Origin of the sequence: Streptomyces sp. NBC_01476, assembly GCF_036227265.1 — a bacterium.
Lineage (GTDB): Bacteria > Actinomycetota > Actinomycetes > Streptomycetales > Streptomycetaceae > Actinacidiphila.
On sequence record NZ_CP109446.1, the window covers coordinates 4,708,404 to 4,733,629 of the forward strand.

At 73.3% G+C, this 25,226-nt stretch carries 22 protein-coding genes; 11 read left to right on the forward strand and 11 right to left on the reverse strand.

Going from position 1 to position 25,226, the window contains the following annotated elements:
- Positions 1-20 precede the first annotated feature (20 nt).
- Together OG552_RS20535 and OG552_RS20540 are read right to left on the reverse strand one after the other, a co-directional pair.
- The gene (locus OG552_RS20535) at positions 21-935 is read right to left on the reverse strand and encodes an oxidoreductase (protein ID WP_329135012.1); all 915 of its coding nucleotides are present in this window, start codon (positions 933-935) and stop codon (positions 21-23) included.
- A gap of 66 nt (positions 936-1,001) precedes the next feature.
- Positions 1,002-1,976 (reverse strand): alpha/beta hydrolase, encoded by a 975-nt coding sequence (locus OG552_RS20540; RefSeq protein WP_329135013.1) that lies wholly within the window; start codon positions 1,974-1,976, stop codon positions 1,002-1,004.
- A gap of 546 nt (positions 1,977-2,522) precedes the next feature.
- Here OG552_RS20540 and OG552_RS20545 point away from each other — a divergent pair.
- Positions 2,523-3,104 carry a TetR family transcriptional regulator gene (locus tag OG552_RS20545; protein WP_329135015.1) on the forward strand — a complete coding sequence of 194 codons (582 nt, stop codon included), beginning with the start codon at positions 2,523-2,525 and terminating at the stop codon, positions 3,102-3,104.
- A gap of 34 nt (positions 3,105-3,138) precedes the next feature.
- Here the strand turns inward: OG552_RS20545 and OG552_RS20550 are convergent, their stop codons facing one another.
- Positions 3,139-5,304 (reverse strand): SpoIIE family protein phosphatase, encoded by a 2,166-nt coding sequence (locus OG552_RS20550; RefSeq protein ID WP_329135017.1) that lies wholly within the window; start codon positions 5,302-5,304, stop codon positions 3,139-3,141.
- A gap of 502 nt (positions 5,305-5,806) precedes the next feature.
- Here OG552_RS20550 and OG552_RS20555 point away from each other — a divergent pair.
- Complete coding sequence (locus tag OG552_RS20555) at positions 5,807-6,244, forward strand: hypothetical protein (protein WP_329135019.1); 438 nt, start codon at positions 5,807-5,809, stop codon at positions 6,242-6,244.
- A gap of 422 nt (positions 6,245-6,666) precedes the next feature.
- Here the strand turns inward: OG552_RS20555 and OG552_RS20560 are convergent, their stop codons facing one another.
- The 4 genes from OG552_RS20560 to OG552_RS20575 form a co-directional block, all read right to left on the reverse strand.
- The gene (locus OG552_RS20560) at positions 6,667-7,671 is read right to left on the reverse strand and encodes a helix-turn-helix transcriptional regulator (protein ID WP_329135021.1); all 1,005 of its coding nucleotides are present in this window, start codon (positions 7,669-7,671) and stop codon (positions 6,667-6,669) included.
- A 41-nt stretch (positions 7,672-7,712) separates the two neighbouring features.
- The gene (locus OG552_RS20565) at positions 7,713-8,168 is read right to left on the reverse strand and encodes a tellurite resistance TerB family protein (protein WP_329135023.1); all 456 of its coding nucleotides are present in this window, start codon (positions 8,166-8,168) and stop codon (positions 7,713-7,715) included.
- 290 nt (positions 8,169-8,458) lie between these two features.
- On the reverse strand, positions 8,459-8,947 hold the full coding sequence (locus tag OG552_RS20570) for a hypothetical protein (protein WP_329135025.1): 489 nt from the start codon (positions 8,945-8,947) through the stop codon (positions 8,459-8,461).
- 198 nt (positions 8,948-9,145) lie between these two features.
- Positions 9,146-9,721 (reverse strand): TerD family protein, encoded by a 576-nt coding sequence (locus tag OG552_RS20575; RefSeq protein ID WP_329135027.1) that lies wholly within the window; start codon positions 9,719-9,721, stop codon positions 9,146-9,148.
- 169 nt (positions 9,722-9,890) lie between these two features.
- On the opposite strand from OG552_RS20575, the gene arfB reads away from it, so the two are divergent.
- Entirely contained in the window at positions 9,891-10,322 is a 432-nt protein-coding gene (gene arfB, locus OG552_RS20580) for an alternative ribosome rescue aminoacyl-tRNA hydrolase ArfB (RefSeq protein WP_329135029.1), read from the forward strand.
- A 108-nt stretch (positions 10,323-10,430) separates the two neighbouring features.
- Here the strand turns inward: arfB and OG552_RS20585 are convergent, their stop codons facing one another.
- Positions 10,431-10,943: a flavin reductase family protein gene (locus OG552_RS20585; protein WP_329135031.1), complete on the reverse strand. Its 513-nt coding sequence runs from the start codon at positions 10,941-10,943 to the stop codon at positions 10,431-10,433.
- A 370-nt stretch (positions 10,944-11,313) separates the two neighbouring features.
- Here OG552_RS20585 and cdgB point away from each other — a divergent pair, with 370 nt between their 5' ends.
- The 3 genes from cdgB (at position 11,314) to OG552_RS20600 (ending at position 16,477) form a co-directional block, all read left to right on the forward strand.
- Entirely contained in the window at positions 11,314-12,984 is a 1,671-nt protein-coding gene (gene cdgB / locus OG552_RS20590) for a diguanylate cyclase CdgB (protein ID WP_329135033.1), read from the forward strand.
- Between the two features lie 197 nt (positions 12,985-13,181).
- Positions 13,182-15,236, forward strand: coding sequence for a hypothetical protein (locus OG552_RS20595; RefSeq protein ID WP_329135035.1), 2,055 nt, complete (start codon positions 13,182-13,184; stop codon positions 15,234-15,236).
- 47 nt (positions 15,237-15,283) lie between these two features.
- Positions 15,284-16,477, forward strand: coding sequence for a threonine aldolase family protein (locus OG552_RS20600; RefSeq protein ID WP_329135036.1), 1,194 nt, complete (start codon positions 15,284-15,286; stop codon positions 16,475-16,477).
- On the opposite strand, the gene OG552_RS20605 is transcribed toward OG552_RS20600, so the two are convergent.
- Positions 16,474-17,457 carry a quinone oxidoreductase family protein gene (locus OG552_RS20605; protein WP_329135038.1) on the reverse strand — a complete coding sequence of 328 codons (984 nt, stop codon included), beginning with the start codon at positions 17,455-17,457 and terminating at the stop codon, positions 16,474-16,476. The two genes, OG552_RS20600 and OG552_RS20605, sit on opposite strands and share 4 nt — an antisense overlap.
- Positions 17,458-17,678: 221 nt before the next feature.
- On the opposite strand from OG552_RS20605, the gene OG552_RS20610 reads away from it, so the two are divergent.
- Complete coding sequence (locus OG552_RS20610) at positions 17,679-18,044, forward strand: ArsR/SmtB family transcription factor (protein ID WP_329135040.1); 366 nt, start codon at positions 17,679-17,681, stop codon at positions 18,042-18,044.
- Between the two features lie 33 nt (positions 18,045-18,077).
- On the opposite strand, the gene OG552_RS20615 is transcribed toward OG552_RS20610, so the two are convergent.
- Both OG552_RS20615 and OG552_RS20620 read right to left on the reverse strand, forming a co-directional pair.
- Positions 18,078-18,779, reverse strand: a complete 702-nt coding sequence (locus OG552_RS20615) for a response regulator transcription factor (RefSeq protein ID WP_329135041.1) — start codon at positions 18,777-18,779, stop codon at positions 18,078-18,080.
- Positions 18,780-18,863: 84 nt separating this feature from the next.
- On the reverse strand, positions 18,864-20,066 hold the full coding sequence (locus tag OG552_RS20620) for a sensor histidine kinase (RefSeq protein WP_329135044.1): 1,203 nt from the start codon (positions 20,064-20,066) through the stop codon (positions 18,864-18,866).
- Positions 20,067-20,676: 610 nt separating this feature from the next.
- On the opposite strand from OG552_RS20620, the gene OG552_RS20625 reads away from it, so the two are divergent.
- The 4 genes from OG552_RS20625 to nadC are packed head-to-tail and all read left to right on the forward strand — an operon-like array spanning position 20,677 to position 25,226.
- Positions 20,677-21,585 carry a Rossmann-like and DUF2520 domain-containing protein gene (locus tag OG552_RS20625; protein ID WP_329135045.1) on the forward strand — a complete coding sequence of 303 codons (909 nt, stop codon included), beginning with the start codon at positions 20,677-20,679 and terminating at the stop codon, positions 21,583-21,585.
- Positions 21,586-21,589: 4 nt separating this feature from the next.
- Positions 21,590-22,456, forward strand: a complete 867-nt coding sequence (gene panC / locus OG552_RS20630; protein WP_329135047.1) for a pantoate--beta-alanine ligase — start codon at positions 21,590-21,592, stop codon at positions 22,454-22,456.
- Positions 22,453-24,198, forward strand: a complete 1,746-nt coding sequence (locus OG552_RS20635) for an L-aspartate oxidase (protein ID WP_329135048.1) — start codon at positions 22,453-22,455, stop codon at positions 24,196-24,198. Before panC ends, OG552_RS20635 begins: the two co-directional genes overlap by 4 nt.
- Entirely contained in the window at positions 24,195-25,226 is a 1,032-nt protein-coding gene (nadC, locus tag OG552_RS20640; protein ID WP_329135050.1) for a carboxylating nicotinate-nucleotide diphosphorylase, read from the forward strand. Before OG552_RS20635 ends, nadC begins: the two co-directional genes overlap by 4 nt.

Below are 25,226 nucleotides of genomic sequence, written 5' to 3' on the forward strand. Positions count from 1 at the left end.
CGGGTGCTGAACGGTGCTGGTCAGGGGAGGGCGTAGCCGACGTGGGTGAGGCGTTCCGACAGCTCCCACAGGGTGCGGCCGATGGCCGGATCCGCTGCCGTGGCGGGGAGTTTGACCGGGCCGGGCGCGCCGCGGGTCTCCATCCGTCCGGTGGGGCCGATGAAGGCGGCGGGCGCGATGCCGGGCTCGGTGGCGGCGTAGAGGGAAGGCAGCGCGGCCTCCTCGGGGCGCTGCCCCAGCACGCGTTCCATGGCCACTCCGACAACCGCCTTGACCAGCCGGGGCACATGGCGCTGGATGCCGGTGTTCGCGGACCCCGGGTGGACGGCGACGGCGGTCAGCGGCGTGGCCGCCGCCCGGCGGGCCAGCTCCTGGGTGAAGACGACGTTCGCGTACTTGGAGAGGGCGTAGGCGCTCATCGGCGTGTACTTCCGTTCGCCCGCCACGTCGTCGAAGGTCAGGCCGCGGTTGCGGGCGACCAGGGCGCTCACCGTGACGACCCGGGCGCTTTCGGCCCGCAGCAGCGCGGGGAGCAGCCGGCCGGTGAGTGCGAAGTGGCCGAGATGGTTCGTGCCGAAGGTCAGCTCGAAGCCGTCCTTGGTGGTGCGGCGTTCGGGCACCGCCATCACACCGGCGTTGTTGATCAGCAGGTCGAGCGGCCGGTCCAGGGCGATGACCGCTGCCGCGGCCTCCTCGACCGACGCGAGATCGGCGAGGTCGAGCCGGACCGGCAGGAGGCCGGCGCCCGGCACTTCCCGGGTGATGGCGGCGGCGGCCTCCTCCAGCGAGGCGGGCGTACGGCCGGCCAGCAGCACGGTCGCGCCGGCCCGGGCCAGTTCGAGTGCGGTGATACGGCCGAGGCCGGAGTTGGCACCGGTGACCAGCGCGAGCTTGCCGTGCTGGGCGGGGATGTCGGCAACGGTCCAGGCGGACATGAGGGCTCCTTGGGGGGCGGGGTGTACGGGCGGGGGGGTACGGAGTCGGGGTGGGCCGGAGGGCGATCAGGCGAGCAGGGCGTCGATCCAGTCCGTGGTGCGCTGAAGGGCCAGGGCGGCCAGCGGGGTGCCCATGTTGGTGAAGGCGTGCGCCCCTTCCGGCCAGACGTCGAGGTCGGCGTGTCCGCCGGCCAACTGCCAGGCGGTGGCGAGGAACACGGAGTCGTCGCGGAGCGGGTCGAGGGCGCCGACGGTGAAGAGCGCGGGGGGCAGTCCGGTGAGGTCGGCGTAGAGCGGGGAGAGTTCCGGGTCGCGGCGGGCCTCCGCGTCCAGGCCGGGGAGCCCCAGCGTGGTGAGGCCCTCGATCCAGGTGCGGGGCAGGACCAGGGTGGTGTGGTCGGACCGGCGGACGCTGGGCGTGTACGACATGTCGTACGCCCCGCAGTCCAGCAGCGCGCCCGCCAGCAGCGCGAACGCCGGATCGCCCTGGTCGCGCAGCCGGAGGGCGACCGTGGCGGCCAGGTGGCCGCCGGCCGAGATGCCGCCGATCAGCAGCCGGCCGGCGCCGAACCGGGGACCGGCCTGGCCGGCCGCCCAGCGGGCCGCGGCCAGGCACTCCTCGATCTGGACCGCGATCGTCGACTCCGGGACCAGCCGGTAGGCGGGGCTGACCACGGCGACCTGGCAGGTACGGGCGATGTGATCGTTGACCGCCTCGTCGTCCTCCGGGGTGCCGGCCGCCCAGCCGCCGCCGTGGATGCGCAGATAGACCGCGCGGATGTCGCCCTCGGGGGTGAAGACCCGCAGCCGCAGCGGCCCGGCCGGGCCGTCCACGGTGATGTCCTCGGGCACGAGTTGGGAGGCCGGCTGCGCCGGGGAGGTGAGAGCACGCAGTGCGGCGAGCCCCTCGGGGGTCGTGACATCGGGCTGCGGCATCTGGGCCAGTACGAGGTTGGCCTGCCGCTGGGCGGCGAGCACATCGGGGTCGAGGCCGGTGACGAACGGGGAGCGGGCGCCGGCGAAGGAAACGGATGCGGACACGGTGACGGGCCTTTCGGGAGGAGGGCGGGGGGAGCGGTGCCGGAAGGAGAAGCGGGACGGCTGAGGGGGCGAACCGGCCGGAGGGGCCGGGCTGTTCGCGCCCCACGCGCGGCTCAGGGGGCGGAGGCGCCCGCCGTGGTCGGCGCACTGCTCACGCGGCGGAGGCGCCCGCCGAGGGCGGCGCACAGCTCGCGCGGCGGAGGCGCCCGCCGAGGTCGAGGTGAAGGAGCCCACGGGCCGCGCGCACCGCTCGGGCGAGCTGTTCGGCGGTGGCGGCTCCGATGCCGCTGCCCGCGCCGCTGCCCGCGCCGGTGACCGTGCGGTCCTGCCGGTGAATCTCCGCATGGCGGTTCCCTGCTGTCCGTTGCCCGGCCCGTCCTTCTGACTAACCGGTTGATTGAAGTGAAGCGGCGCGGCAGTCGATTGTCAACCACCTGGTTAGTCGCACCATCTGAACTGCATCTTTCATGCGACTATCCGGTTAGTCGTATTCCGCTCCGAAGCTCCGCAGATGTCAACCGATTGGTTAGTTGCTAAGCTGCCGGCATGGCAGGAGACGCACAAGCGACCAGAGACCGGCTGCTGAACGCCGCCGCGCAGGAGTTCGCCGAGTACGGGATCGCGGGCGGCCGGGTCGATCGGATCGCCCTGGCGGCCCGCTCGAACAAGGCGCAGATCTACCACTACTTCGGCAGCAAGGAGGCCCTCTTCGACGCGGTCTTCGACCGTCTCGTGGTGCGGACGACGGACGAGATCGCCATGGACGCGGCCGACCTCCCGGGGTACGCGGGCCGGCTCTTCGACGGCTACGAGGACCACCCGGAGGTGGCCAGGCTGGCCACCTGGTACCGGCTGGAGCGGGCCGAACGGCACGATCCGATCCAGTCGATCGTCGACTCCAGCCACGCGAAGATCGCCGCGATCGACAAGGCACAGCGCGACGGGCTGCTCCCGGACCACTTCTCCGCGACGGACCTGCTGACGCTGGTGCTCACGCTGGCGGGCCTGTGGACCGCCCAGACGCCGGAATACCACTCGGTGGCCCGCAAGAGCAGCCGGTCGGCCCGTCGGCAGCTGGTGACGGACGCGGTGCGGGCGGTGCTCAACCCGCCGCCGGACCGGCGGTAGCCCACGGCGGCCGGCGGACCGTGTCGCCGGACTGTCAGACGGTCACCTTGAGCAGCAGCAGCGCCACGTCGTCGGCGAGGCGTTCGGCCGGGGAGGTGGCCCGCAGAAGGGCGTCGGCGAGGGCGTCGAGATGTTCGGCGCCGTGGTCCTCCAGCAGCTCGGACAGGCGCAGGGTGGAGAAGTCGAGGTCCTCGCCGCGGGTCTCGACCAGGCCGTCGGTGTAGAGGACGAGCACCGACCCCGGGAGCAGCGGTACGTCGGTGACCGTGAAGTCGGCCTTCGCGTCGATGCCGAGCAGCAGGCCGGGCGGCACCGGTACGACGGTGGTCCCGCCCGCCGGGTCGCGCAGCAGCGGCGGCGGGTGGCCGGCGCTCGCCAGCCGTACCACCGAGGTCACCGGGTCGTAGTGGGCGTACAGGCAGCTGGTGAAGAGCCCGGGGTCGAGGTCGGTGAGCAGCCGGTTGACCTGGCTGAGCACGGTGTCGGGGGCGGTGTTCGCGGTGGCCCGCACCGCGGTCCGCACCTGGCCCATCAGCGCCGCCGCGTTCACGTTGTGGCCCTGGACGTCACCGATGACGGCGACCGTGCTGCCGTCGTCGAGCGGGACCAGGTCGAAGAAGTCACCGCCGATCTCGACGCCCTCCGTGGCGGCGCGGTAGCGGAAGGCGGTCTCCAGGCCGGGCACCGCCGGCAGTGACCTGGGCAGCAGCGCGGACTGCAGGCTGCGGACGAGCTGGTGCTGGGTGTCGTAGAGCCGCGCCCGGTCGAAGGCCTGGGCGACCACGCTGGACAGCGAGAGCAGGACAGCCCGTTCGTCCGGCGGGAACGGATGCGGCTGGTCGTAGGCGAGGACGAGGCCGCCGATCGCCCGGTCGGAGATGATCAGCGGGAGGTGCGCCCACGCCTGGCGGGAGGGGTCGGGTTCGATGCCCGGTGCGTGCCTGCGCAGTTCGTCGGGCGAGGACGAGAAGAGCGGGACGCGGTCGGCCAGGGCGCGCGCCGACGGGGTGCCGGAGGAGAGCGGCAGATTGTCGTACTGGTCGAGGGCGCCCGGCGGGTAGCCGTGGGTGCCGAGCAGCGTCAGCCTGCCGCTCTCCGCGCTGAACACCGCCACCGCCTGCGCGCCGAAGACCGGCAGGGAGTGGACGGCCAGGGTGTCGATCACGTCTCCCACGCCAACGGCCTGGGCGAGGGCGGCGGCGAGTTGGGTGAGCCGGTAGAGGGCGCCGCCGCGGGCGCTCGGGGGGACGGGAGAGGCGGGGAGCGTCGCCTGCTCGTCCATCGTGCCGGCCGGCGTGATCCGGACGTTCATCACCCGCTCGCCCGGGCGGACCTCGAAGGTGAGTGCCTGCCCGGTGGGCCGGCGGATGGTGAACGCCACCGGCTGGCGGCCGAAGAGCGCCGTACGGTAGCGGTCCTCGGCGGTGGGGTCGTCCAGCCAGGGGAGCACCTCCCGGGGGCGTCTGCCGAGCAGCTGGGCGGGGCTCGCGCCGAGCAGCCGGGCGGCGGCGGCGTTCATGTGCAGCACCCGGCCGGTCAGGTCGAGCGTGCAGGCGCCCTCCGGCATGAGTTCGGTGAAGTCGGCGGCGGCCATCGCCTCCGACCGGCCGGGCCGGCGGTCGCGGGGCGGCAGGACGTCCACCGGGGTGCCCGCGGAGGAGGCAGCGCCCGAGCGGACCACCCGGCGTACCAGCGGTGCCAGCCGCCGCGCGGTGGCGGCGCCGGTGGCCGCCTCGGCCGGCGCCACCGTCCGGGCGTGGCAGCCGTCCCACAGCAGGGAGAGGACACCCAGCACCTCACCATCTCCCGGTCCGTCCCCGTGTCCGTCTCCCAGTCCGTTCCCTTGTCCGTCCTCCTGCTCCTCCCGCTGGTCGTCCGCGCCGAAGATCGGCACCGCGAGCACGGCGAACGGGTAGGGGATGGTGACCGAGCCGTCGTGGAAACGCGCCACCGGCTGTCCGTCCGAGCCCTGCACGGCCTGCCAGACCTGGCGCCGTTCGCGTGCCGCCATGGGCACGGGCACCTGGTAGTGCAGCGGCACCGTGTGCCAGGGGGTGCAGAGCTCCTGCGGGATGCCGCTGATCAGCAGCATCCGCAGCAGGGACGCGGCCGGATCCATGACATAGAGGGAGCCGCCGTAGGCGCCGGCCTCCCGAATGGCCTCGGTCAGCAGCCGGCTCGCGCGCCGACCACCTGACATTTGCCACCAAGAGGGCATAGACCGAGCGTAACCGCCCACAGCCCGCGGTGGCCCGTGATGGACGGAAAGTCTCGCGGTACGGGAGATCCGCCGGCCGTCAGCACCGGGCGCGGCTGTGCCTCCTCCGTACGGGTGACGGACCAATCCGCCTGCCCGGCCGTGACGAAGCAGGTCGCGAAGTGCCCGCGGACAGAGCGGGCGCGCTGTGGAGAGATGGGGCGTGATGGGCGCGGAGCGCATCGACACCCGGCTGCTGGCGGAACTCACCGAGCAGTCACAGGACCTGAACAGTGACGCCGTGCGGATCACCGCGCAGGCGCTGGGCGACTTCACCGAGGACGCGGGGCCGGAACGGCCGCGGCGCTGGTGGCGGCGCGGCGGGGCACTCGCCGGGGCCGCCGGGCCCCCAGGGGACCGCCGTACAGGTGGTCAAGGGGGACGCCACCGCTGTTACCGTCGCCGCCATCGGGGAGGCGACGTCCGGCACGGGCAAGGTGGACCCATGGACCAGCCCAGTTTCCTCACCGTCTTCCGCGGCACCGCCCGGGTGATCGCCGCGGCCGGCCTGGCCGTGGACGCGTATGTGCACGCCAAACTCGCCTCGCAGTACGACGCGGTCACCGCCACCTGGAGCCAGGGCGACCTCTTCCGTGCCGAGGCCGGCCTCGCGTCGCTGGCCGCGCTCCTCGTCCTGGTCTGGCGCCGGGCGTTCGTCGATGCCTTCGCCCTGCTCGTCGCCCTGGCCGGGCTCTTCGCGATCCTGCTCTACCGCTACGTCGACGTCGGCACGCTGGGCCCGCTGCCCAACATGTACGAGCCGGTCTGGTTCGCCGACAAGACGCGCACCGTGGTCTCCCAGGTGGTGGCCGCGGTCGCGACCGTCTTCCTGCTGCTCACCACGTGGGTGAGCCGTATCCACGCACGGCGGGCGCTGCGCTGAACAAGAGCCGCGCGGCGGCCGGGCCGGGCCGAGCCGGCCCGGCCTCCGATGATGTCCAGATAGGGACGTGTCGCTTTTTGGACACAGAGTGACCGGAGGTGGCAAAAGCGCAGCTCGCGGGGGTAACCGCCGGGTGGCACACGCGCTTTCCGGCGGAAAAGCCGCTAGGCGCCGGACCGCGGCATCGGGTAATTATCTGAAGCGGCGAACTCGCGGTGGACATCTCCGCCCGGGAGCGCCGTGGCATCGCGAGATGCCGCCGGTCGCGGCTCCCCCGAGTCGCCGCGTCCGGATCCGCAGATGGCAGCAACCGGCACGCTCGCCCGGTTTCCCGGGGGGGAGCCATCCGTCGGAAGGGTGGGGCCCGGCACGGCCCGCCGGTCCCCACCCACCCCCAGGCATCCTCAGCCCGCCGCCACGACTCAGCGCCGTACCGCCCGGCTGAATTCGGGGTCCTGCGCGAGCTTGAGGCCCGCTTCGAAGCGGCTGGTCGCACCGAGCCGCTCCATGAGTTTGGTGACCGCGCGCTGGACCGTACGGCGGCTGACGCCCATCTTCCGGGCGATCTGGTCGTCGCTCAGGCCGCCGGCCATCAGCCGGATGACGGTCCTTTCCTGCGGGGCGAGTTCGGTGTCGCCGGGGGAGGCCGCGGCCGGCGGCTCGTACGGGACCGCCCGCAGCCAGAGGTCCTCGAAGACCGCGATCTGCGCCTGGATGAGCGCCGAGCCGCGGACCACGACCACCAGGTGCGGGTCGCCGGGCACCGGCGGGTTGCCGCGGAAGGCGGCCACCTGGCCGTCGTAGATGATCATGTCGTAGGGGGCGTGGTCGATCAGCCGGACCGCGACGCCCATCTCGGTCAGCTCCCGCAGATAGCGGTTGAACTGCGGGTTGGAGACGGCGGACTGCGGATAGACCGTCCGGTTGCGGACGCCCCGGCGGATCATCTCCTCGTCCTGGCGCGCCGAGGTGTGCAGCACGTCCATCGGGGCCACCGGGCCGGGGTGGATCGAGTCGGAGGTGTGGCGGACGGTGCTGTCGAGCTCGCGGAGCACCCGGACCTTCTGCCGCCGGTCGCTGTAGTACTCCACCTCGACCAGGGACGCCTCGCGGGCGACGGCCGGGCGGTAGACGGTGAGCAGCGAGCCGGTGAGCTCCTGCAGGTCGGCCGCGGTGCGCACCTGCTCGGCGGCGGTGGCGCGGTAGGCGTCCATGGTCCGGGTGAGCGCGGTGTCGGGGTCGACCGGTTCGAGTACGCCGTCCTCGTGGCGGATCAGGCCGAGCCGGGTCAGCCGCTGCCGGCCGCGTTCGGTCTGCTCGCGGTCCAGGCCGGCGGCCTTGCCCAGTTCCGCCTCGGAGGTGGCCGCACCGCGGGCGCGGAGCGTTTGGTAGAGCACCAGTGCGGGTGTCTCGTCGTCGTCCTGCATCGGACGGCCCCTCCGGACAGCAACTCAGGGGTTCGAAGTGCTCAGAGGTCGAACTCCGCGGGGTCGAGGCCCACCGCGAAGCAGGCCTCGCGCACCACTGCCTGCTCGGACTTGTCGAAGACGCCGTCCGCGCCGCCGATGACGATACCGATCTGGATGACGGCCCGTGCCTCGGTGGGCTTCTTCTTCGCCTTGGCGATCTCCTGCAGGATCGCGACCTTGCCGAAGTCGAAGTCGGCGGTGAGCTTGCCGAGGTAGTCCTCGAAGCGGCGCTGCAGGTCGAGGGCCGGGAAGTTCTGCAGCACCTCGTTGGTGCCGATGAGGGTGGCGACGCGCTGCCGCTCGGCGGGGTCGACGGAGCCGTCGGCGGCGGCGACCAGCGCGCACATCGCCATGCTGGCGTCGCGGAAGGCGCCGCTCTTGAGGTCGTTCTTCTTGGCGTTGAGCTGGGTCTGCATGCTCTGGGTGGATTCCTTGAAACGGTCCCACAGGGCCATGGCTGGTCTCTCCTCGACGGGGTTCGTTCGTGCGCACTGAGAACTCTCCGGGAGCGTAAAGGAGTTCCCAAGCGCGCGTCCCCGCTGGCCCGTTCCACCACTCGTGTGGCGGGCTTCCGGGGCGATTGACCGCGCTCGGCCCGCCCTCGGGGGCCGGAATGCCCTTTCGTCCGGCGAGTTCGCTCTCGGCGAACGCCGCAGGTCCGCGCCGGAAACGGGCCGGCGGCGGAGACGGGCCCGCGCCGGAGAGGGGTCCGCGCCGGAAACGGGCCCCGCGGTCGGCCGGGGGCTCAGACCCGCGGGAAGCGGGCCAGCAGGTCCCAGACCGCCGGGTTGCCGTCCAGGCCCTCGTGCATGTCGGTGAGGTCGGCGGTCAGGTCGTGCAGGAAGTCCCGTGCCTCGCGGCGCAGTCCGCCGTACGGCAGCACCAGCGGCGCCTCGTCCGGCAGCCAGTCCGCGGTCACCTCCACATGCCCGAAGCGGCGGACGAACCGGAGCCGGTCGGTGGATTCGGTGAAGTCGAACTCCGCGTACTGCGGCCGGGCGGACCGGCTTCCTCGCGGGTCCCGGTCCAGCTCCTCCACCAGGTCGCACAGGGCCCACGCGAAATCCAGTACCGGCACCCATCCCCAGGCTGTGGACAGTTCCCGCTCGCCCTCCGCCAGATACACGTCCCCGCAGAACAGGTCGTGCCGTAGTGCCCGTACGTCCGCACGCCGGTAGTCCGTCTGCGGCGGATCGGGGAAACGTCGGGACAGGGCGTAGCCGAGGTCGATCACGCAGGCGATGGTGTCAGACGCGAACGGCCCCCGTGCCCCGGGTGGACCGGGGGCGGGGGCCGGACGGAGTGCGGGCCGTGCGGGGCTGTACGGGGCTGTACGGGGCCGTGCGTAGCCGTGCGTGGCTGTGCGGGACGGGCCGGCGCCGCGGTGGAGCCGGGCCCCGCTGAGCCGTGGCGGCCCCGGCTCAGCGGTGCGTCAGAGCGAGACGCCGAAGTCGGAGGCGATACCGACCAGACCGGAGGCGTAACCCTGGCCGACCGCGCGGAACTTCCACTCGGCGCCGTTGCGGTACAGCTCGCCGAAGACCATGGCGGTCTCGACGGCGGCGTCCTCGCTCAGGTCGTAACGGGCGATCTCGGTGCCGCCGGCCTGGTTGATGATGCGGATGTACGCGTTGCGGACCTGGCCGAAGTTCTGGCTGCGGGCCTCGGCGTCGTAGATGGAGACCGGGAAGACGATCTTGTCGACGTCGGCCGGCAGGGCCGCGAGGTTGACGTTGATCTGCTCGTCGTCGCCCTCGCCCTCGCCGGTGCGGTTGTCACCGGTGTGGACGATGGTCTGGTCCGGGCTCTGCTTGTTGTTGAAGAACACGAAGTGGCCGTCGGAGTAGACCTTCCCGGTCGCGTTGACGGCGATGGCGCTCGCGTCGAGGTCGAAGTCCGTGCCGGTGGTCGTCCGGACGTCCCAGCCGAGACCGACCGTCACGGCCGTCAGACCGGGCGCCTCTTTGGTGAGTGAGACGTTGCCGCCCTTGGACAGGCTTACCGCCATGGGAAGTCCCCTTTTGTGGTCGTAGGTGTTACGACGAAAGTACCGTCATCGGACAGAACGCGGACCGGGGAGCCCGCGGTTCCCTGAAGCTTCTTCTTCACCGGACGGAGTTTGCGCTCCGGGGCGAAATCCCCGTGACGCGGGAGCGCGGGCGCGGGATCATGGAGACATGTCCGGGCCTCTTGTCATCCGCGGTTCGGTCTCCGTGCCGGAGGCCGAGCTGGTCTGGCGTTTCTCCAGGTCCTCGGGGCCCGGTGGACAGCATGTGAACACCAGTGACAGTCAGGTGGAGTTGCGTTTCGACCTCGCGGCCACCGAGTCGCTGCCGCGGGTGTGGAAGGAGCGCGCGCTGGAGCGGCTGGCGGGCCGGCTGACCGGCGAGGGCGTGCTGACCGTCAGGGCGTCCGAGCACCGCTCCCAGTGGCGCAACCGCGAGGCCGCCGCCGCCCGCCTCACCGCGATCCTCGCGCAGGCCACCGCACCGCCGCCGAAGGCCCGCCGCCCGACGAAGATCCCGCGCGGCATCAACGAGCGCCGGCTGCGGGTCAAGAAGCAGCGCGGCCAGACCAAGAAGGGCCGCAGCGGCGGCGATTGGGACTGACCGGGGGGCCTTTATCCGGGCCCGGGGGGCTCCTGCCCCGGAGCCCGCGAGCCCCTGGCGCGGGGCCCTTCGCCCGGTCCGGTTCGGCGCGGGGCCCTTCGGCCCGGCTCAGCTCAGGTAGCGGTACCGGCCGCGGAAGTAGGTCAGCGGGCCGCCCTCGGCGCTCGGGGTGCGGGCGGTGAGCACCCGGCCGATCACCAGCGTGTGATCGCCGGCCACCACCCGCTGCTCGGTCTCGCACTCGAGTATCGCCAGCGCGCCGCCCAGGACCGGCGCGTCGGTCTGCTCGCCGCGGTAGTAGGCGACGTCCTCGAAGAGCAGCCGGTCGCTGATCCGGCCGCGCATCGCGAACCGGCCGGCGATGTGCCGCTGGCTCTCGCTGAGCACCGAGACGGCCCAGCGCGGCTGCCGCTCCAGCAGTTCGTCCATCCGGCACCCCACCCGTACGCTCGCCAGCACCAGCGGGGGCTCCAGGGACACCGACATGAACGCGGTGGCGGTCATGCCGACGTCCTCGCCGCGCGGCCCGTCGTCGGGGTCGTGCGCGGTGATGAGGACCACACCCGCGGCGAGGCGGGTCATGGCGGCGCGGAAGTCGTCGGTACTGACGGTCTGACCCATGGTGGTTCCAGGATGCCGTCCAGGGGGAGTACGAAGCACGCTCACCACGTTACGGGTCGGTAGGGGACGGGGGCATCGGACTGTGGTCGCAGTTCCGGGAGGGGTCCGGTCCTAGGACCACGGCTCTACCGTGGGTACCCAACCGATTACGTGATGATGTGACTTGAGTCACAAGGGGCAGGAATTGTTGACCCTGTGTACCGAACGGACAGCTCGCTGTGATTCAGTGGCGGTGTAATTGGAAGAGTGTGAATTACACCTCGGTCGTGGCAGTTCGCGATCGGGAGGGGCGGGCGGGGGCCGGCCAGTGCTGAGACGGGGATCGGAACCGCACCACCAAGGAGTCGTCGTCGAAGGTGTGGAGAGAGGCATGGACACCGAGTCGGAGCCGTACGTCCGCCTCGCGACCCTGCGTCAGCTGCATCAGGTCGTAGCGGACCTCAACACGGCACGCAGTCTCGCCGACACCCTGCAGGCGGTCGCCGACGGGATCGTCCGCGGGCTCGGTTACGAGCTGGCGGCCGTCAACCTGGTCCGGCCGGACGGCGACCTGGTGGTCGCCGCCTTCGCCGGCAGCGCGGCCGGCGAGGCGCTGCTGCTGGGCCGCGCGGGCTCCCGCACCTCCTGGGACCGCCGGCTGAACATGGGCGAGCGGTGGGGCACCCTGCGGTTCATACCGCACACCGAGGGCTGGGTGCTCATCGACGACGACGTACCCCAGTGGCACACCGAGGGGCCGCTGCCGCGGTTCGCCGACGAGTGGCACCCCGGGGACCGGCTCTACGCGCCGATGTACTCCTCGCAGACCGTCGGCAGCGAGCTGATCGGCGTGATCTCGGTGGACCGGCCGGCCAGCGGGCGGCACCCGGGCCCGTGGGGGTGCGAGGCGCTGCAGATGTACGCGTTCCAGGCCGGCATCGCGATCAGCAACGCCCGGCTGCGGGCGAACATGCAGCGGGCGCTGGTGCGGCTGGAACGCGAGCAGCAGGCGCTGCGGGCCAGCGAGGAGTCCTTCCGGCAGGCGTTCGAGTACGCGCCCAGCGGCATGGCGATCGCGGAGATGGGCGGGGACCAGCACGGGAAGCTGCTGCGGGCCAATGACGCGCTCTGCCGGCTGCTCGGGCGGTCGGCGTCCACCATGCGCCGGTACTCCTTCTCCGACCTGGTGCACCCCGAGGACGTCGGGCTGCTGCTGCGGACCTCGGCCGAGGGCGGGCGGGCCGAGCTGCGCCTCGCCCGGCGGGACGGCACCTATGTGTGGGTGTCGCTGCGGAATTCGGTGGTCGCCGACACCGCGGACGGACCGCGCTTCCTGCTCACCCACGTCGAGGACATCGAGGAACGCAAGAGCCGTGAGCTGCAGTTGGCGCACCGGGCCAGCCATGACTCGCTGACCGGGCTGCCCAACAGCGCGGAGCTGCGGTCCCGGCTGTCGGCCCGGCTCTGTTCCCGGCCCCAGGACCGCGACGCCAACGAGACCTCGACGGTGCTCGCGGTCGGGGTCGACGGGATCGACGACTTCGCCTTCAGTTACGGCTACGGGCCGGACGAGCTGGCCGCGCCGCTGGGCACGCGGGACTCCCATACGCACACGGTGGCGCCGGACGAGACGGACGAGGAGGGCGCGGCCAAGGGGCTCGCGGTGCTCTTCTGCGACCTCGACGGCTTCAAGTCGATCAACGACCGGTTCGGCCACCACACCGGGGACGCGGTCCTCATCGAGGTGGCCAGGCGGCTGACCGCCGCCGTCCGCGACGGTGACACCGTTGCCAGGCTCGGCGGCGACGAGTTCGTGGTCCTGGCCGACCACCTCTCCCCGGCCGACGCGGCCGACCTCGCGGTCCGGCTGCGCAACGCGATCATCCCCCCGATCCGCGTCGACGGCCGCGGCGTCCGGGTCGGCGCGAGCTTCGGCATCGGCTGGGCCGGCTGCGGCATGACCGCGGAAGAGGTCCTGCACAGCGCCGACCAGCGCATGTACGTCGAAAAACGCAGCCGCTCCGCCACCTCCCCCCGCAACAACCACCGCCGCGCCGGCTGACCCCTCCGGGGGCCCACCGGAACGCGTACCCCTGCGGCTCCTCCGACCCCTGCTTCCCCTCCGGCCGGACCGACTCGGCCGACTGAGCCGGCCGCGACGATCCTGCGGGAACCGCCCGCGCGCGCCCTGACCACCTGTCATATTCGTCGCTGACGGGCGGGCGTACGCGGGGCCCCGCCGGTGGGGGAGGGGTTCGGATGGCACGCCTGGGCCGATTAGGCGCGATCGGTCTCATCATGCTGATCGGCGGGGGCCTGGTGGTCGCCAGCGGGCTGCTGCACCTTTGGCAGGCGGTCTCGCCCTTGGCCGACACGGTCGATACCTTCCTGGGAGCGGTCGGCTACGTCACGCCGGTGATGGTGGCTCTCTGGCGGCAGGCCGTGGGACAGCGGAGGGATGAGGCCGTGCCGCAACCCGAGTGGCTGAGCGAACTCGCCCGGGCCGAGAACCGGCGCATCCGGGACGACCTTCTGGGGCGCGGTGTCACCCGGGCCACCATTGACGTCCGGTGGGAGCCCGCCCAGCACCTGGGCTCGGGCCGCGCTCCCCTGCCCGCCGAGCGGCACATCGGCGATCTGCTCGACCTCGATCTCGATCCGTACCGCCTCGTGGTGGTGGGCCCGGCGGGATCCGGCAAGAGCATCGCGCTGGAGCTGCTGGCCGCCGAACTCCACTCCCTGGACAGGGCCGGGCGTTTCCTGCCGGTGGTGCTGCCGCTGTCCGGCTGGACCGACGCGGAGCCGGTCGAGAGCTGGACCGCGCGCGAACTGGCCTTGCGCCACCCGACGCTGGTGGGCCCGGAGGCGGGCCCCGAGCGGGCCGAGGAGCTGGCGCAGGCGCTGCGGCCCGACGGCGGGATCGTGCTGTTCCTCGACGGCTTCGACGAACTCGCCGAGGGCCAGGGGGCGTTGCTCATCGAGAGGCTCAACCGGGCGGAGCGGTCCACGCTCAGCTTCGTCCTCTCCTCCCGGGAGGACCAGATCACCGCGGCGGTCGCTGGGGCGGGACCGGTACGCGGCGCCGCGGCAGTCCGGCTGGTGCCCACGGGGAACGACGACTTCCTGCGGTACCTGGAGGACTCCTCGGCCCGGCACGCCGACTCCTGGCGGCAACTGCTCCAGCCGGGTCGGGCGGGCAACTCCGCAGCGGTCGCGGGTGCGTTCGACACCCCGCTGATGCAGTGGCTCGGCCTTCAGACGTACGACCACACGGTCCGGGTGCCGATGGAACTCGCGGACGCCGCCCGTTTCCCGGCCGCGGACGACATCAGGCGTCATCTGCTGACGTACCTGCTTCCCTCCGTGCTGGACGCCATCGACGGCACCGCGGGCACCCATGGCGCGTGGCAGCCGCGACGGGCCGGGCGCTGGCTGGACTTCCTCGCCCGGGCCGTCCCGCACAGCCGCAACGGCACCATCCAGTGGTGGCGCCTCTACCGGTCCTGCCGGACCGGGATGTTCCTGGCCTACGACGCGGTGGCGGTCGGCGTGCTCACCGCGGTGACGGCGGTCTCGGCGCAGGCCGGTGCGGGGCTCTTCGCGGGCGCGCTGTGGGGGGTCGGCTGCGGCGGTACCTTCACCTGGTCCTACAGCCGGCTGCGTGCGGTCCAGGACTCCACCTACCAGACCTCCGGCCTCTTCCGGGTGGCCACCGACCGGTGGCCGACGGCCAAGCGGCTGGCGTGGGTGGTGCCCTTCCTGGCCGTGCCGCTCGTCGTCGCACAGGCGGCGGCCGGGCTGCCGTTCGCCGGGCTCGGTACGCGCGGGCTGGCGGAGATGCTGCTGCGGGGGCTCCTGCTGTCGGTCGCGGCCGGGCTGATCGGCGGTCTGATCGCCGCGATCATGCTGTACCGGGCCAACGGCCTCGACTCCCAGGTGGCGCCGGCACACGCCGCCCGTCCCGCCGAACTGCTCCGGCGTGACGGCCTCGCCACCGCCGCGGTCGCGGTGTGCTTCGCGGCGGCTACGGCGGTCATCGCGTGGCCGGTATGGCCGCAGATGCCCGACGCACGGCCGCCGGCGCTCTTCTGGGTGCTCGCGGCACTCACCTCGGCGGCGGCCGGCCCGCCGATGTTCACCGCCTGGCCGGTGTTCCGGGCCGCACATCTGTGGCTCGGGGCCTGCGACCGGCTGCCGCTGCGCTACGGAGGTTTCCTGGCGGACCTGTGCCAGGTCGGCCTGATGCGCACGGACGGGACGGCGTATGTCTTCCGGCACGACCTGCTGCGGGAGGCGCTCACCACACCCCGCTGAGGTGACCCGGCGGGGGACGGGTGGGCGGTGCGGGGGAGGATCGGGGGATGGATGAGGATGAGAAGGCGCGGCGGCGGGCGGTAGTGCGGGGTTGCCGGAAGGTGCTGGTGGGGCGGGGGCTCGCGGGGGTACGGGAAGGGGCCGCGGCGATCGCGCGGGCCGCGGCGGAGTTCGCGGCGGAGGACGAGGCGCCGGACGTGTACGGGAACGGGGTGGTCCGGCGGGTCGAGGAGGAGGTCGCCGGCGCGCTCGGGACGGCGGACGCCGCGTTCTTCCCGACCGGGACGATGGCCCAGCAGGCGGCCCTGCGGGCCTGGGCCGGGCGGACCGGGAACCCCACGGTCGCCCTGCACCCGCTGGCCCACCCGGAACTGCACGAGCGGGGCGCCCTGGCGGTGGTGAGCGGGCTGCGCACCGTCCACCCGACGTGGGAGCCCCGGCTGCCCACCGCCGAGGAGGTGCGGGAGTTCGAGGAGCCCTTCGGCACGCTGATGCTCGAACTGCCCCTGCGGGACGCCGGTTTCGTCCTGCCGACGTGGGACGAGCTGACCGGCACCGTCGCCGCGGCCCGCGACCGCGACGCCGTGGTGCACTTCGACGGCGCCCGGCTCTGGGAGTGCACCGCGCACTTCGGCCGGCCGCTCCCGGAGATCGCCGCCCTCGCGGACAGCGTCTATGTGAGCTTCTACAAGTCCCTCGGCGGCATCTCCGGCGCCGCGCTGGCCGGCTCCGCCGACCTGATCGCCGAGGCCAGGACCTGGCGGCACCGCTACGGCGGCATGCTCTACCAGCAGTACCCCGCCGCGCTCGCCGCCCTCGCCGGGCTGCGGGACGAACTGCCGCGCCTGCCCTCGTACGTGGCGCATGCCGGGCCGGTGGCCCGCGCCCTGCGCGAAGGGCTCGCCGAGGCCGGCCTGACCTGGCCCCGCGTCCACCCGCCGGAGCCGCACACCCACCAGTTCCAGCTCTGGCTGCCGTACCGGGCGGACGTCCTCAACGCCGCGTCGCTGCGCCAGGCCGAGGAGACCGGCGTCAGCCTCTTCGGCAGCGGTCTCTTCCGCGAACCCGCGCTCCCGGGCCTGGCGATGACCGAGGTGACGGTCGCCGCCGACGCGCTGGACTGGTCCGAGCAGGACGTACGGGACGCGGCGGCCGTCTTTGCCCGCTGCGTCACGGAAGCCGAGGCGGCAGAGGAGACGCCCCAGGCGCCCCAGGCGCCCGAGGCGTCCCAGGCGAACTAGGCGCCCTGGGTGACCCGCAGCAGCAGCTTCCCCGTGCTCGTACGGGACTCGACCAGCCGGTGGGCGTCCGCCGCGTCCGCCAGCGCGAACTCCGCGCTCACCGGCAGTTCGACCTCGCCCTCGGCGACCGTGCGGAACGACCGCCCGGCGATCTCCCGCAGCCTGGCCGGTTCGGCCGCCGCCATGCCGAGGAGTGAGAAACCGGCCACCGAGACGGCCCGCGGATACGTTTCGGCCGGCCCGACCGACCATGGCTCGTCGGCGCCCGCGTTGCCGAAGGACACCAGCCGCCCGAACCGGGAGAGCACCGCGAGGGTGCGCCGGAAGGTCTCCCCGCCCACCGGATCGAGCGCGATGTCCACCCCGCGCCCGTCGGTCGCCGCCAGGGCGTGGGCGTCGAAGGCGGCCGCCTCGAAGACCCGGTCGTAGCCGGACTTGAGCGCGTGGCCGGCCTTGTCGAGCGAGGACACCACCCCGTAGACCGCCGACGCGCCGCCCATCCGGGCGAGTTGGCCCGCGACCGTGCCGACGCCGCCGGCCGCGCCGTGGATCAGTACGGTGTCGCCCTCGCGCAGCCGGGCCACCTCGTGGAGCAGCGCGTACGCGGTGGGCAGCACGCTGGGCAGGGTCGCTCCGGTCCGCAGGTCCAGGCCGTCGGGGACGGCGAAGACGGTGGTGGCCGGGGCGCGTACGACCTCGGCGTAGCCCCCGCCGCTGAGGAACGCGGCGACCTCCTGGCCGGCCTTGAAATCGGTGACGCCCGGGCCGGTGGCGCGGATCAGTCCGGAGACCTCCAGGCCGGGGCGGAAGGGCAGCGAGTCGACCCGGTAGCCCTCGCTACGGGCCTTGATGTCGGCGAAGTTGACCCCGCTGTAGGCGACGTCGATGGTGACCTCGCCGGGACCCGGCTCCGGCACCGGAACCTCGACGGACCGCAGGACCTCGGGACCGCCGAACTCTTCGAAAACGATGGCGCGCATGTGGTGCTCCCCGTGGCGATGTTGTTCAGTGAGCCGTGCGGCAATGCGGCAGCTCGTTCAACCGATCAACCGATCAACCGATCAACCGTTCAACCGAAAACCGCATTCCGTGGAACCCGGACACCCGCGACTGTATGGTTCTCATCGAACACTACGCAACAGGTAATCGCCCGGCCTGAGTTGAGGCCCCCCGCCACCTTTGGAACCCCTCGGAGAACGTCGTGGCCACGCCCCGCGCGCACCACCGGTCCGCCCCGGAACACACCCACCCCGCCGACGTGCCGGTGCAGACCGCGCTCGCCGCGCTGGCCGATCCGGTACGGCTCAAGCTGGTGCGCGACCTGGCGGGGTCGGCCGACTGGGAGCGGTCGTGCGGCTCCTTCGACGTACCCGTCGGCAAGGCGGCGCTCAGCCACCACTTCGCGGTGCTGCGGGCGGCCGGCCTGGTCGAGCAGCGGGACGCCGGGCCGAAGCGGTTCAACCGGCTGCGGCGGGCGGAGTTCGAGGCGCGCTTCCCCGGGCTGCTGGAGCTGGTGCTGCGCTCCGACGGTGCCGGCCGGGAGGCCGGGGCCGGTCAGGCCGGGTGACCCGGCGCGGTCCGGTCAGGTGACCGGTTCCGGTCAGGACGTCCCGCCGCCGGCTCTGATCAGGCCCGACTCGTAGGCAAGCACCACGGCCTGGACCCGGTCGCGCAGCTCCAGCTTGGTGAGGATGCGGCCCACATGCGTCTTCACGGTGGCCTCGGAGAGCACCAGCTTCCGGGCGATCTCGCCGTTCGACAGCCCCTGGGCGACCAGCAGCAGCACCTCGTGCTCCCGGTCGGTGAGCCGGTCGATCCCCTGGTGCCCCTGGTCGGCGGAGGAGCTGGGGAGCATCGGCGTGAAGCGGTCCAGCAGCCGCCGGGTGGTGGACGGGGCGACCACCGCGTCACCGCTGTGCACCGCCCGGATCGCGGTGAGCAGCTCGTCGGGCGGCACGTCCTTGAGCATGAAGCCGCTCGCGCCGGCCTTGAGCGCGGTGAAGGCGTACTCGTCCAGGTCGAAGGTGGTCAGGATCAGTACGCGGGGGGTGGTCCCTTCGCGCTCTCCCGGCTCGCCGCGGTCGCCGCCGCAGATCTGCCGGGTGGCCTCCACCCCGTCCATCCGGGGCATCCGGACGTCCATCAGCACGACGTCCACCCGGGTGGAGCGGAGCACCTCGATCGCCGCCGCGCCGTCGCCCGCCTCGGCGACGACCTCCATGTCCGGCTGGGCGGCGAGCACCATCCGGAAGCCGGTGCGCAGCAGCACCTGGTCGTCGACGAGCATGACGCGGATCGCCATTTTCTCTGGGGCCCTTCTGATGGGATTTGGGGGGTTCGCGCTGGAGGGGTCGGGGGTGGTGGTCAGAGGGAGGTCACGAGGGCGTCACCGGGAGGCTTTCAGGGGGAGCACCGCGCTGATCCGGAAGCCGCCGCCGGGGCGCGGGCCGGCGTCCAGGGTGCCGCCGACCATGCCGATGCGCTCCCGCATGCCGATCAGACCCTGGCCGAGGCCGTCCCGGCCGCCCTGCTCCAGCAGCTCGTGCCGGGCGCCGCGGCCGTCGTCCTCGATCAGCAGGTCGAGGGCGGCGTCGCCGAAGCCGAGCAGGACGCTGGCGCTGGCCCCGTCGCCGCCGTGCTTGCGGACGTTGGTGAGGGCCTCCTGGACGATGCGGTACGCGGTCAGCTCGACGCCGCTGGAGAGCGGGCGGGCGTCGCCGGCCACCTCGAACCGCACCGGCAGGCCGGCGCCGCGGACCTGGTCGATCAGGTCGGCCAGCTGGTCTACGCCGGGCTGGGGCACGTACTCGCCGCCGGCGTCGTCACCGGCCCGCAGCAGGCCGAGCAGCCGGCGCATCTCGGCGAGGGCCTGCCGGCCGGTGGTGGAGATGGTGGCGAGGGCCTGTTTGGCCTGGTCGGGGGCGGCGTCCAGGACGTAGGCGGCGCCGTCGGCCTGGACCACCATCACGGAGACGTTGTGGGCGACGACGTCGTGCAGCTCCCGGGCGATACGGGCTCGCTCGGCGGCGACCGCGGCCTTCGACTGGGCCTCGCGTTCGCGGTGCAGGCGGGCGTTACGTTCCTCCAGCTCGGCGTAGTACGCGCGGCGGGTGCGGAGGCGGTCGCCGACGACCCAGGACAGGGCGAAGATCACGGCGAGGAAGAAGGTCTGGAGCAGGGTGGTCCAGATCGTGGAGTACCGGTCGTGCGGGGGCCAGCGGACCATCGAGACCGGGGCGGCGGCGAGGCCGGCGAGCAGGGCGAGGCGGGAGGACCAGCGGGTGCCGTTGGAGGCGCAGGTGTAGATGATCACCAGGAAGGCGGCGTCGCCGGGGTTGGTCCTGACGTTGAGGATCAGCTGGAGGACGCCGGTGCCCAGCGCGAGCAGCAGCATGCGTTCGGGGGCGCGGCGGCGCAGGGCCACGACGGCGGCGAGGGCGATCGACAGCGGGACCGCGGTGGCGCGGGCGGCCGGGGAGGGGCCACTGTCCTCCACGACCCAGACCGCGCACACGGCGAGCAGGATGACGGCCCAGAAGGAGTCGACCCACGTCGGGTGGCGGCGGAAGAAGTCGTAGATGCGCTGCACATAACCCAGCGTAAAGAGGGGATCTCGTGGCGGGGTCACCCCGCAGAGCGATCCCCCCTACTCCCAAAGGTGGACCCCCCTCCGGGGGTGACCCCCATCGTCCGTCCCCCGCCGTGTCCCTCCGCCTGGCCGCCCCCCCTGTCCGCCGCGGCGGGACGGTTGCGCCGGGCTTGGCACCGCCGGTGAGCTCGTGCGAGCTTCTCGCAGTTGCGGTCGGGTGGGGGCGGGGGCCGACCGCCCGGGCCCGGACGTCCCGGTGCGGGCGGTGTCCGCCGCCCCCAACCCACCCGCCGCCTGCGCGGCGGGTGCCGCGCTCTCCCGCCCGCGCCGCGCCCATCGCGCTTCCCCGGCCACCCCTTTCCGCCGCGGCGGCGGGACGCGGGGTGGTGGGGGGCGGCGGTTTTCTGCTGAGCGTTGTGGAATGGGACGGTTGCGCCGGGCTTGGTACCGCCGGTGAGCTCGTGGGGGCTTCTCGCCGCTGCGGCGGGGTTGGGGGGCGGGGCCGTCCCCCCGGGTCCTGGCCGGCCGGTCCGGCGTGGGCCGTGCGGCGGGGGCAGGGGTGGGCCACCGGCGGGGTGGGGGGCGGGTTCGCGTAGGATTGACGAGAAGGGTGACGGGAGGCGTCGTGGTCGTGGAGGAGAAGCCGGCGAGGCTGGCGGTCGGGGTGATCGGTGCCGGGCGGGTGGGCGCCGCGCTCGGCGCCGCGCTCGGCCTGGCCGGGCACCGCGTGGTCGCCGCCACCGGCGTGTCGAACGCGTCGCGGCGCCGGGCCGAGGAACTGCTGCCCGGCGTCCCGCTGACCGAGCCCCCCGACGTGATGGCCCGCAGCGACCTCGTCCTGCTGACCGTCCCCGACGACGCCCTGCCCGACCTGGTCCGCGGCCTCGCCGAAACCGGCGCCGTCCGCCCCGGCCAGCTCATCGTTCACTCCTCCGGCCGCTACGGCACCGCCGTCCTCGACCCCGCGCTGCGGGCCGGCGGCCTCCCGCTCGCCCTGCACCCGGCGATGACCTTCACCGGCACCGCCGTGGACGTCCAGCGCCTGGCCGGCTGCTCCTTCGGCGTCACCGCCCCCGGCGAACTGCGGATGGCCGCCGAGGCGCTGGTCATCGAGATGGGCGGCGAGCCCGAGTGGATCGAGGAGAGCGCCCGCCCGCTCTACCACGCGGCCCTGGCGATCGGCGCGAACCACCTGGTCACCCTGGTGGCCCAGTCGATGGACCTGCTGAAGGCGGCCGGCGTCACCGAGCCCGGCCGGATGCTCGGCCCGCTGCTCGGCGCCGCCCTGGACAACGCGCTGCGCTCCGGCGACGCCGCCCTGACCGGACCGGTCGCCCGCGGGGACGCCGGCACGGTCAGCGCCCACCTGGCGGAACTCAGGGCGCACGCCCCCGAGACCGTCGCCTCCTACGTGGCGATGGCCCGCGCCACCGCGGACCTCGCACTGGCCAACGGCATGCTGAAAGCGGAGTACGCGGAGGCGCTGCTGGGCGCCCTCGCCGACGAGGGGACCCGATGACCCGATGACGGACCTGGTGCACCACGCCCGCGACCTCGCCCCGGCCTCCGCCGTGGTGATGACGATGGGCGCCCTCCACGAGGGCCACGCCGCGCTGATCCGGGCCGCCCGCGCCCGGGCCGGCGGCGGCCTGGTCACCGTGACCGTCTTCGTCAACCCGCTGCAGTTCGGTCCGAACGAGGACCTGGACCGCTACCCCCGCACCCTGGACGCCGACGTCGAACTCGCCGCGGCGGCCGGCGCCGACCTGGTCTTCGCCCCCGGCACCGACGAGGTCTACCCCGGCGGGCAGCCCCAGGTACGTATCTCGGCCGGCCCCATGGGTGAGCGGTACGAAGGCGCGTCCCGCCCCGGCCACTTCGACGGCATGCTCACCGTCGTCGCCAAGATGCTGCACCTGACCCGGCCCGGCGCCGCCTTCTACGGCCAGAAGGACGCCCAGCAGCTCGCGCTGATCCGCCGGATGGTCACCGACCTGAACTTCCCGGTCGAGATCGTCGCCGTACCGACCGTCCGCGAACCGGACGGCCTGGCCCTGTCCAGCCGGAACCGCTACCTCACGCCCGGAGAGCGCGAGCAGGCCCTGGTGCTGTCCCGGGCCCTGTTCGCCGGCCGGGACGCGGCCGGCGAAGGGCCGGAGGCGGTACGGAAAGCGGCGCGCGACCACCTCGCCGAGGCGCCGGGCATCGGCCTGGACTACCTCGCGCTCATCGACCCGAGCACCTTCACCGAGGCCGCCTCCGGCCACAGCGGCCCGGCGGTCCTCGCCGTCGCCGCGAAAGTCGGCAGCACCCGCCTGATCGACAACATCCCGCTCGATTTCGCTGCCCGGGAGGCCGTAGCGCCCCCGGAGTCCGGAGCCGCCGCATGACCAGTTCCACGAACGAGAGCACCGGCATACGTCTGCATGCCGCCGCGCCCGGCTGGGCCATCGACGCCGATGTGGTGGTGGTCGGGTCCGGCGTGGCCGGCCTGACCGTGGCGCTGCGCTGCGCCGCGGCCGGCGCGAAGGTCACGGTGGTCACCAAGGCCCACCTGGACGACGGTTCGACCCGCTGGGCACAGGGCGGGATCGCCGCGGCGCTCGGCGACGGCGACTCCCCGGAGCAGCACCTGGCCGACACCCTGGTGGCCGGCGCGGGGCTGTGCGACGAGGACGCGGTGCGCGCGCTGGTCACCGAGGGCCCGGACGCGGTCCGCCGGCTGATCGCGACCGGCGCGCACTTCGACACCGGCGACGACGGAGGCGTCCTGCTCACCCGGGAGGGTGGCCACCACCGGCGCCGGATCATCCATGCGGGCGGTGACGCGACCGGCGCGGAGGTCTCCAGGACGCTGATCGACGCGGTGCGCGAGGCGCACACCGCCCCGGACGGCGCCCGCACCATAGAGCTGGTCGAGAACGCCCTGGTGCTCGACCTGCTCACCGACGCCGAGGGCCGTACCGCCGGCGTCACCCTGCACGTGATGGGCGCCGGGCAGCGGGACGGCGTCGGCGCGGTCAGGGCCCGCGCGGTGGTGCTGGCCACCGGCGGCATGGGCCAGGTCTTCTCGGCCACCACCAACCCCGCCGTCTCCACCGGTGACGGCGTGGCGCTGGCGCTGCGCGCCGGGGCCGAGGTCAGCGACCTGGAGTTCGTCCAGTTCCACCCCACCGTGCTCTGGCTGGGCGCGGACGCCGAGGGCCAGCAGCCGCTGGTGTCGGAGGCGGTCCGCGGCGAGGGCGCGTACCTGGTGGACGCCGACGGGGTGCGGTTCATGGTCGGACAGCACGAGCTGGCCGAGCTGGCGCCGCGCGACATCGTCGCCAAGGGCATCACGCGGCGGATGCGGGAGACCGGCGCGGAGCACATGTTCCTTGACGCCCGGCACTTCGGGGCGCGGATGTGGGAGCAGCGGTTCCCGACGATCCTGGCCGCCTGCCGGGCGCACGGCATCGACCCGGTGACGCAGCCCATCCCGGTCGCGCCGGCCGCCCACTACGCCTCCGGTGGCGTCGTCACCGACCTGCGGGGCCGTACCACCGTGCCGGGGCTCTACGCCTGCGGTGAGGTGGCCTGCACCGGCGTGCACGGCGCGAACCGGCTCGCGTCGAACTCCCTGCTGGAGGGGCTGGTCTTCGCCGAGCGGATCGCCGCCGACGTACTGGCGGACCGCACCGCGCCGGGGGAGCCGCAGATCCCGGCCCCCGCGGACAGCCCGCTGATGGCCTCCGAGACGCGGTACGAGCTGCAGCGCATCATGACCGCGGGCGCGGGGGTGCTGCGCAGCGCGGAGAGCCTGGCGACCGCGGCCGGGGCGCTGGAGCGGCTGAACACCGCGGCGGTGGAGGCGTACGACCGGGACGGCAAGACCGCCGAGCCGTGCGTGGAGACCTGGGAGGCCACCAATCTGAGCCTGGTCGCCCGGGTGCTGGTGGCCGCCGCCCGGCGCCGCGAGGAGACCCGCGGCTGCCACTGGCGGGAGGACCGGCCGGACCGGGACGACGAGCGGTGGCGCCGTCACCTGGTGGTACGGCTGACCCCGCACCGCACCCTTTCCGTCCGTACCACGGACGGCCCCGGATTCGGGGATGATGGGGCCGCCGCCCCGAAGACGAAGGAGTTTCAGTGACCACCCCCGACCGTCCCGGTCCCGTGTCCCTCCCCCTGCCGCAGTTCGGGCCGCCCGTGGCGGCCGCCGGCGGCGGTGGCTGCGGTGACGGCTGCGGCTGCTCAGACGACCACGCCGGCTTCGACGCCGATCCGCTGGAGTGCGGGCTCGACCCGGACCTGGCGCAGCTGCTCGCCGACGCCGGGCTCGACCCAATCCAGGTCGAGGACATCGCGCACCTGGCCATCGAGGAGGACCTCGACCAGGGCGTGGACGTGACCACGGTCGCCACCGTGCCCGAGGACGCCCGCGCGGTCGGTGACTTCACCGCCCGCGAGGCCGGCGTGGTCGCGGGGCTGCACATCGCCGAGGCGGTGCTGTCGGTGGTGTGCACCGACGCGTTCGAGGTCGAGCGGCACGTCGAGGACGGCGACCGGGTCGCCGCCGGGCAGAAGCTGCTCACCGTCACCAGCCGGACCCGCGATCTGCTGACCGCCGAACGCAGCGCGCTGAATCTGCTCTGCCGGCTGTCCGGTATCGCCACCGCCACCCGGGCCTGGGCCGACGCACTGGAGGGCACCGGGACGAAGGTCCGCGACACCCGGAAGACCACCCCGGGCCTGCGGGCGCTGGAGAAGTACGCGGTCCGCTGCGGCGGCGGCGTCAACCACCGGATGTCGCTGTCCGACGCGGCGCTGGTCAAGGACAACCACGTGGTGGCGGCCGGCGGTGTGGCGAACGCGTTCAAGCTGGTCAGGCAGGAGTTCCCCGGCGTGCCGATCGAGGTCGAGGTGGACACCCTCGACCAGGTGCGGGAGGTGCTGGAGGCCGGGGCGGACCTGATCCTGCTGGACAACTTCACCCCGGAGCAGACCCGGGAGGCGGTGGTCCTGGTGGGCGACCAGGCGTTCCTGGAGTCCTCCGGGCGGCTCACCCTGGAAAACGCGCGTGCCTACGCCGGCACCGGCGTCCACTATCTGGCGGTCGGCGCGCTCACGCACTCGTCGCGGATCCTCGACATCGGCCTGGACCTGCGAGCGGAAGCGTAG

Coding starts and splice junctions, on each gene's coding strand:
- OG552_RS20605 (WP_329135038.1), bottom strand. CDS start 17,457: ATGCGCGCCATCGTTTTCGAAGAGTTCGGCGGTCCCGAGGTCCTGCGG.
- OG552_RS20600 (WP_329135036.1), top strand. CDS start 15,284: ATGGATGAGGATGAGAAGGCGCGGCGGCGGGCGGTAGTGCGGGGTTGC.
- OG552_RS20635 (WP_329135048.1), top strand. CDS start 22,453: ATGACCAGTTCCACGAACGAGAGCACCGGCATACGTCTGCATGCCGCC.
- OG552_RS20585 (WP_329135031.1), bottom strand. CDS start 10,943: ATGGGTCAGACCGTCAGTACCGACGACTTCCGCGCCGCCATGACCCGC.
- OG552_RS20595 (WP_329135035.1), top strand. CDS start 13,182: ATGGCACGCCTGGGCCGATTAGGCGCGATCGGTCTCATCATGCTGATC.
- cdgB (WP_329135033.1), top strand. CDS start 11,314: ATGGACACCGAGTCGGAGCCGTACGTCCGCCTCGCGACCCTGCGTCAG.
- OG552_RS20615 (WP_329135041.1), bottom strand. CDS start 18,779: ATGGCGATCCGCGTCATGCTCGTCGACGACCAGGTGCTGCTGCGCACC.
- OG552_RS20565 (WP_329135023.1), bottom strand. CDS start 8,168: ATGGCCCTGTGGGACCGTTTCAAGGAATCCACCCAGAGCATGCAGACC.
- OG552_RS20575 (WP_329135027.1), bottom strand. CDS start 9,721: ATGGCGGTAAGCCTGTCCAAGGGCGGCAACGTCTCACTCACCAAAGAG.
- panC (WP_329135047.1), top strand. CDS start 21,590: ATGACGGACCTGGTGCACCACGCCCGCGACCTCGCCCCGGCCTCCGCC.
- OG552_RS20545 (WP_329135015.1), top strand. CDS start 2,523: ATGGCAGGAGACGCACAAGCGACCAGAGACCGGCTGCTGAACGCCGCC.
- OG552_RS20535 (WP_329135012.1), bottom strand. CDS start 935: ATGTCCGCCTGGACCGTTGCCGACATCCCCGCCCAGCACGGCAAGCTC.
- OG552_RS20555 (WP_329135019.1), top strand. CDS start 5,807: ATGGACCAGCCCAGTTTCCTCACCGTCTTCCGCGGCACCGCCCGGGTG.
- arfB (WP_329135029.1), top strand. CDS start 9,891: ATGTCCGGGCCTCTTGTCATCCGCGGTTCGGTCTCCGTGCCGGAGGCC.
- OG552_RS20550 (WP_329135017.1), bottom strand. CDS start 5,304: ATGTCAGGTGGTCGGCGCGCGAGCCGGCTGCTGACCGAGGCCATTCGG.
- OG552_RS20560 (WP_329135021.1), bottom strand. CDS start 7,671: ATGCAGGACGACGACGAGACACCCGCACTGGTGCTCTACCAAACGCTC.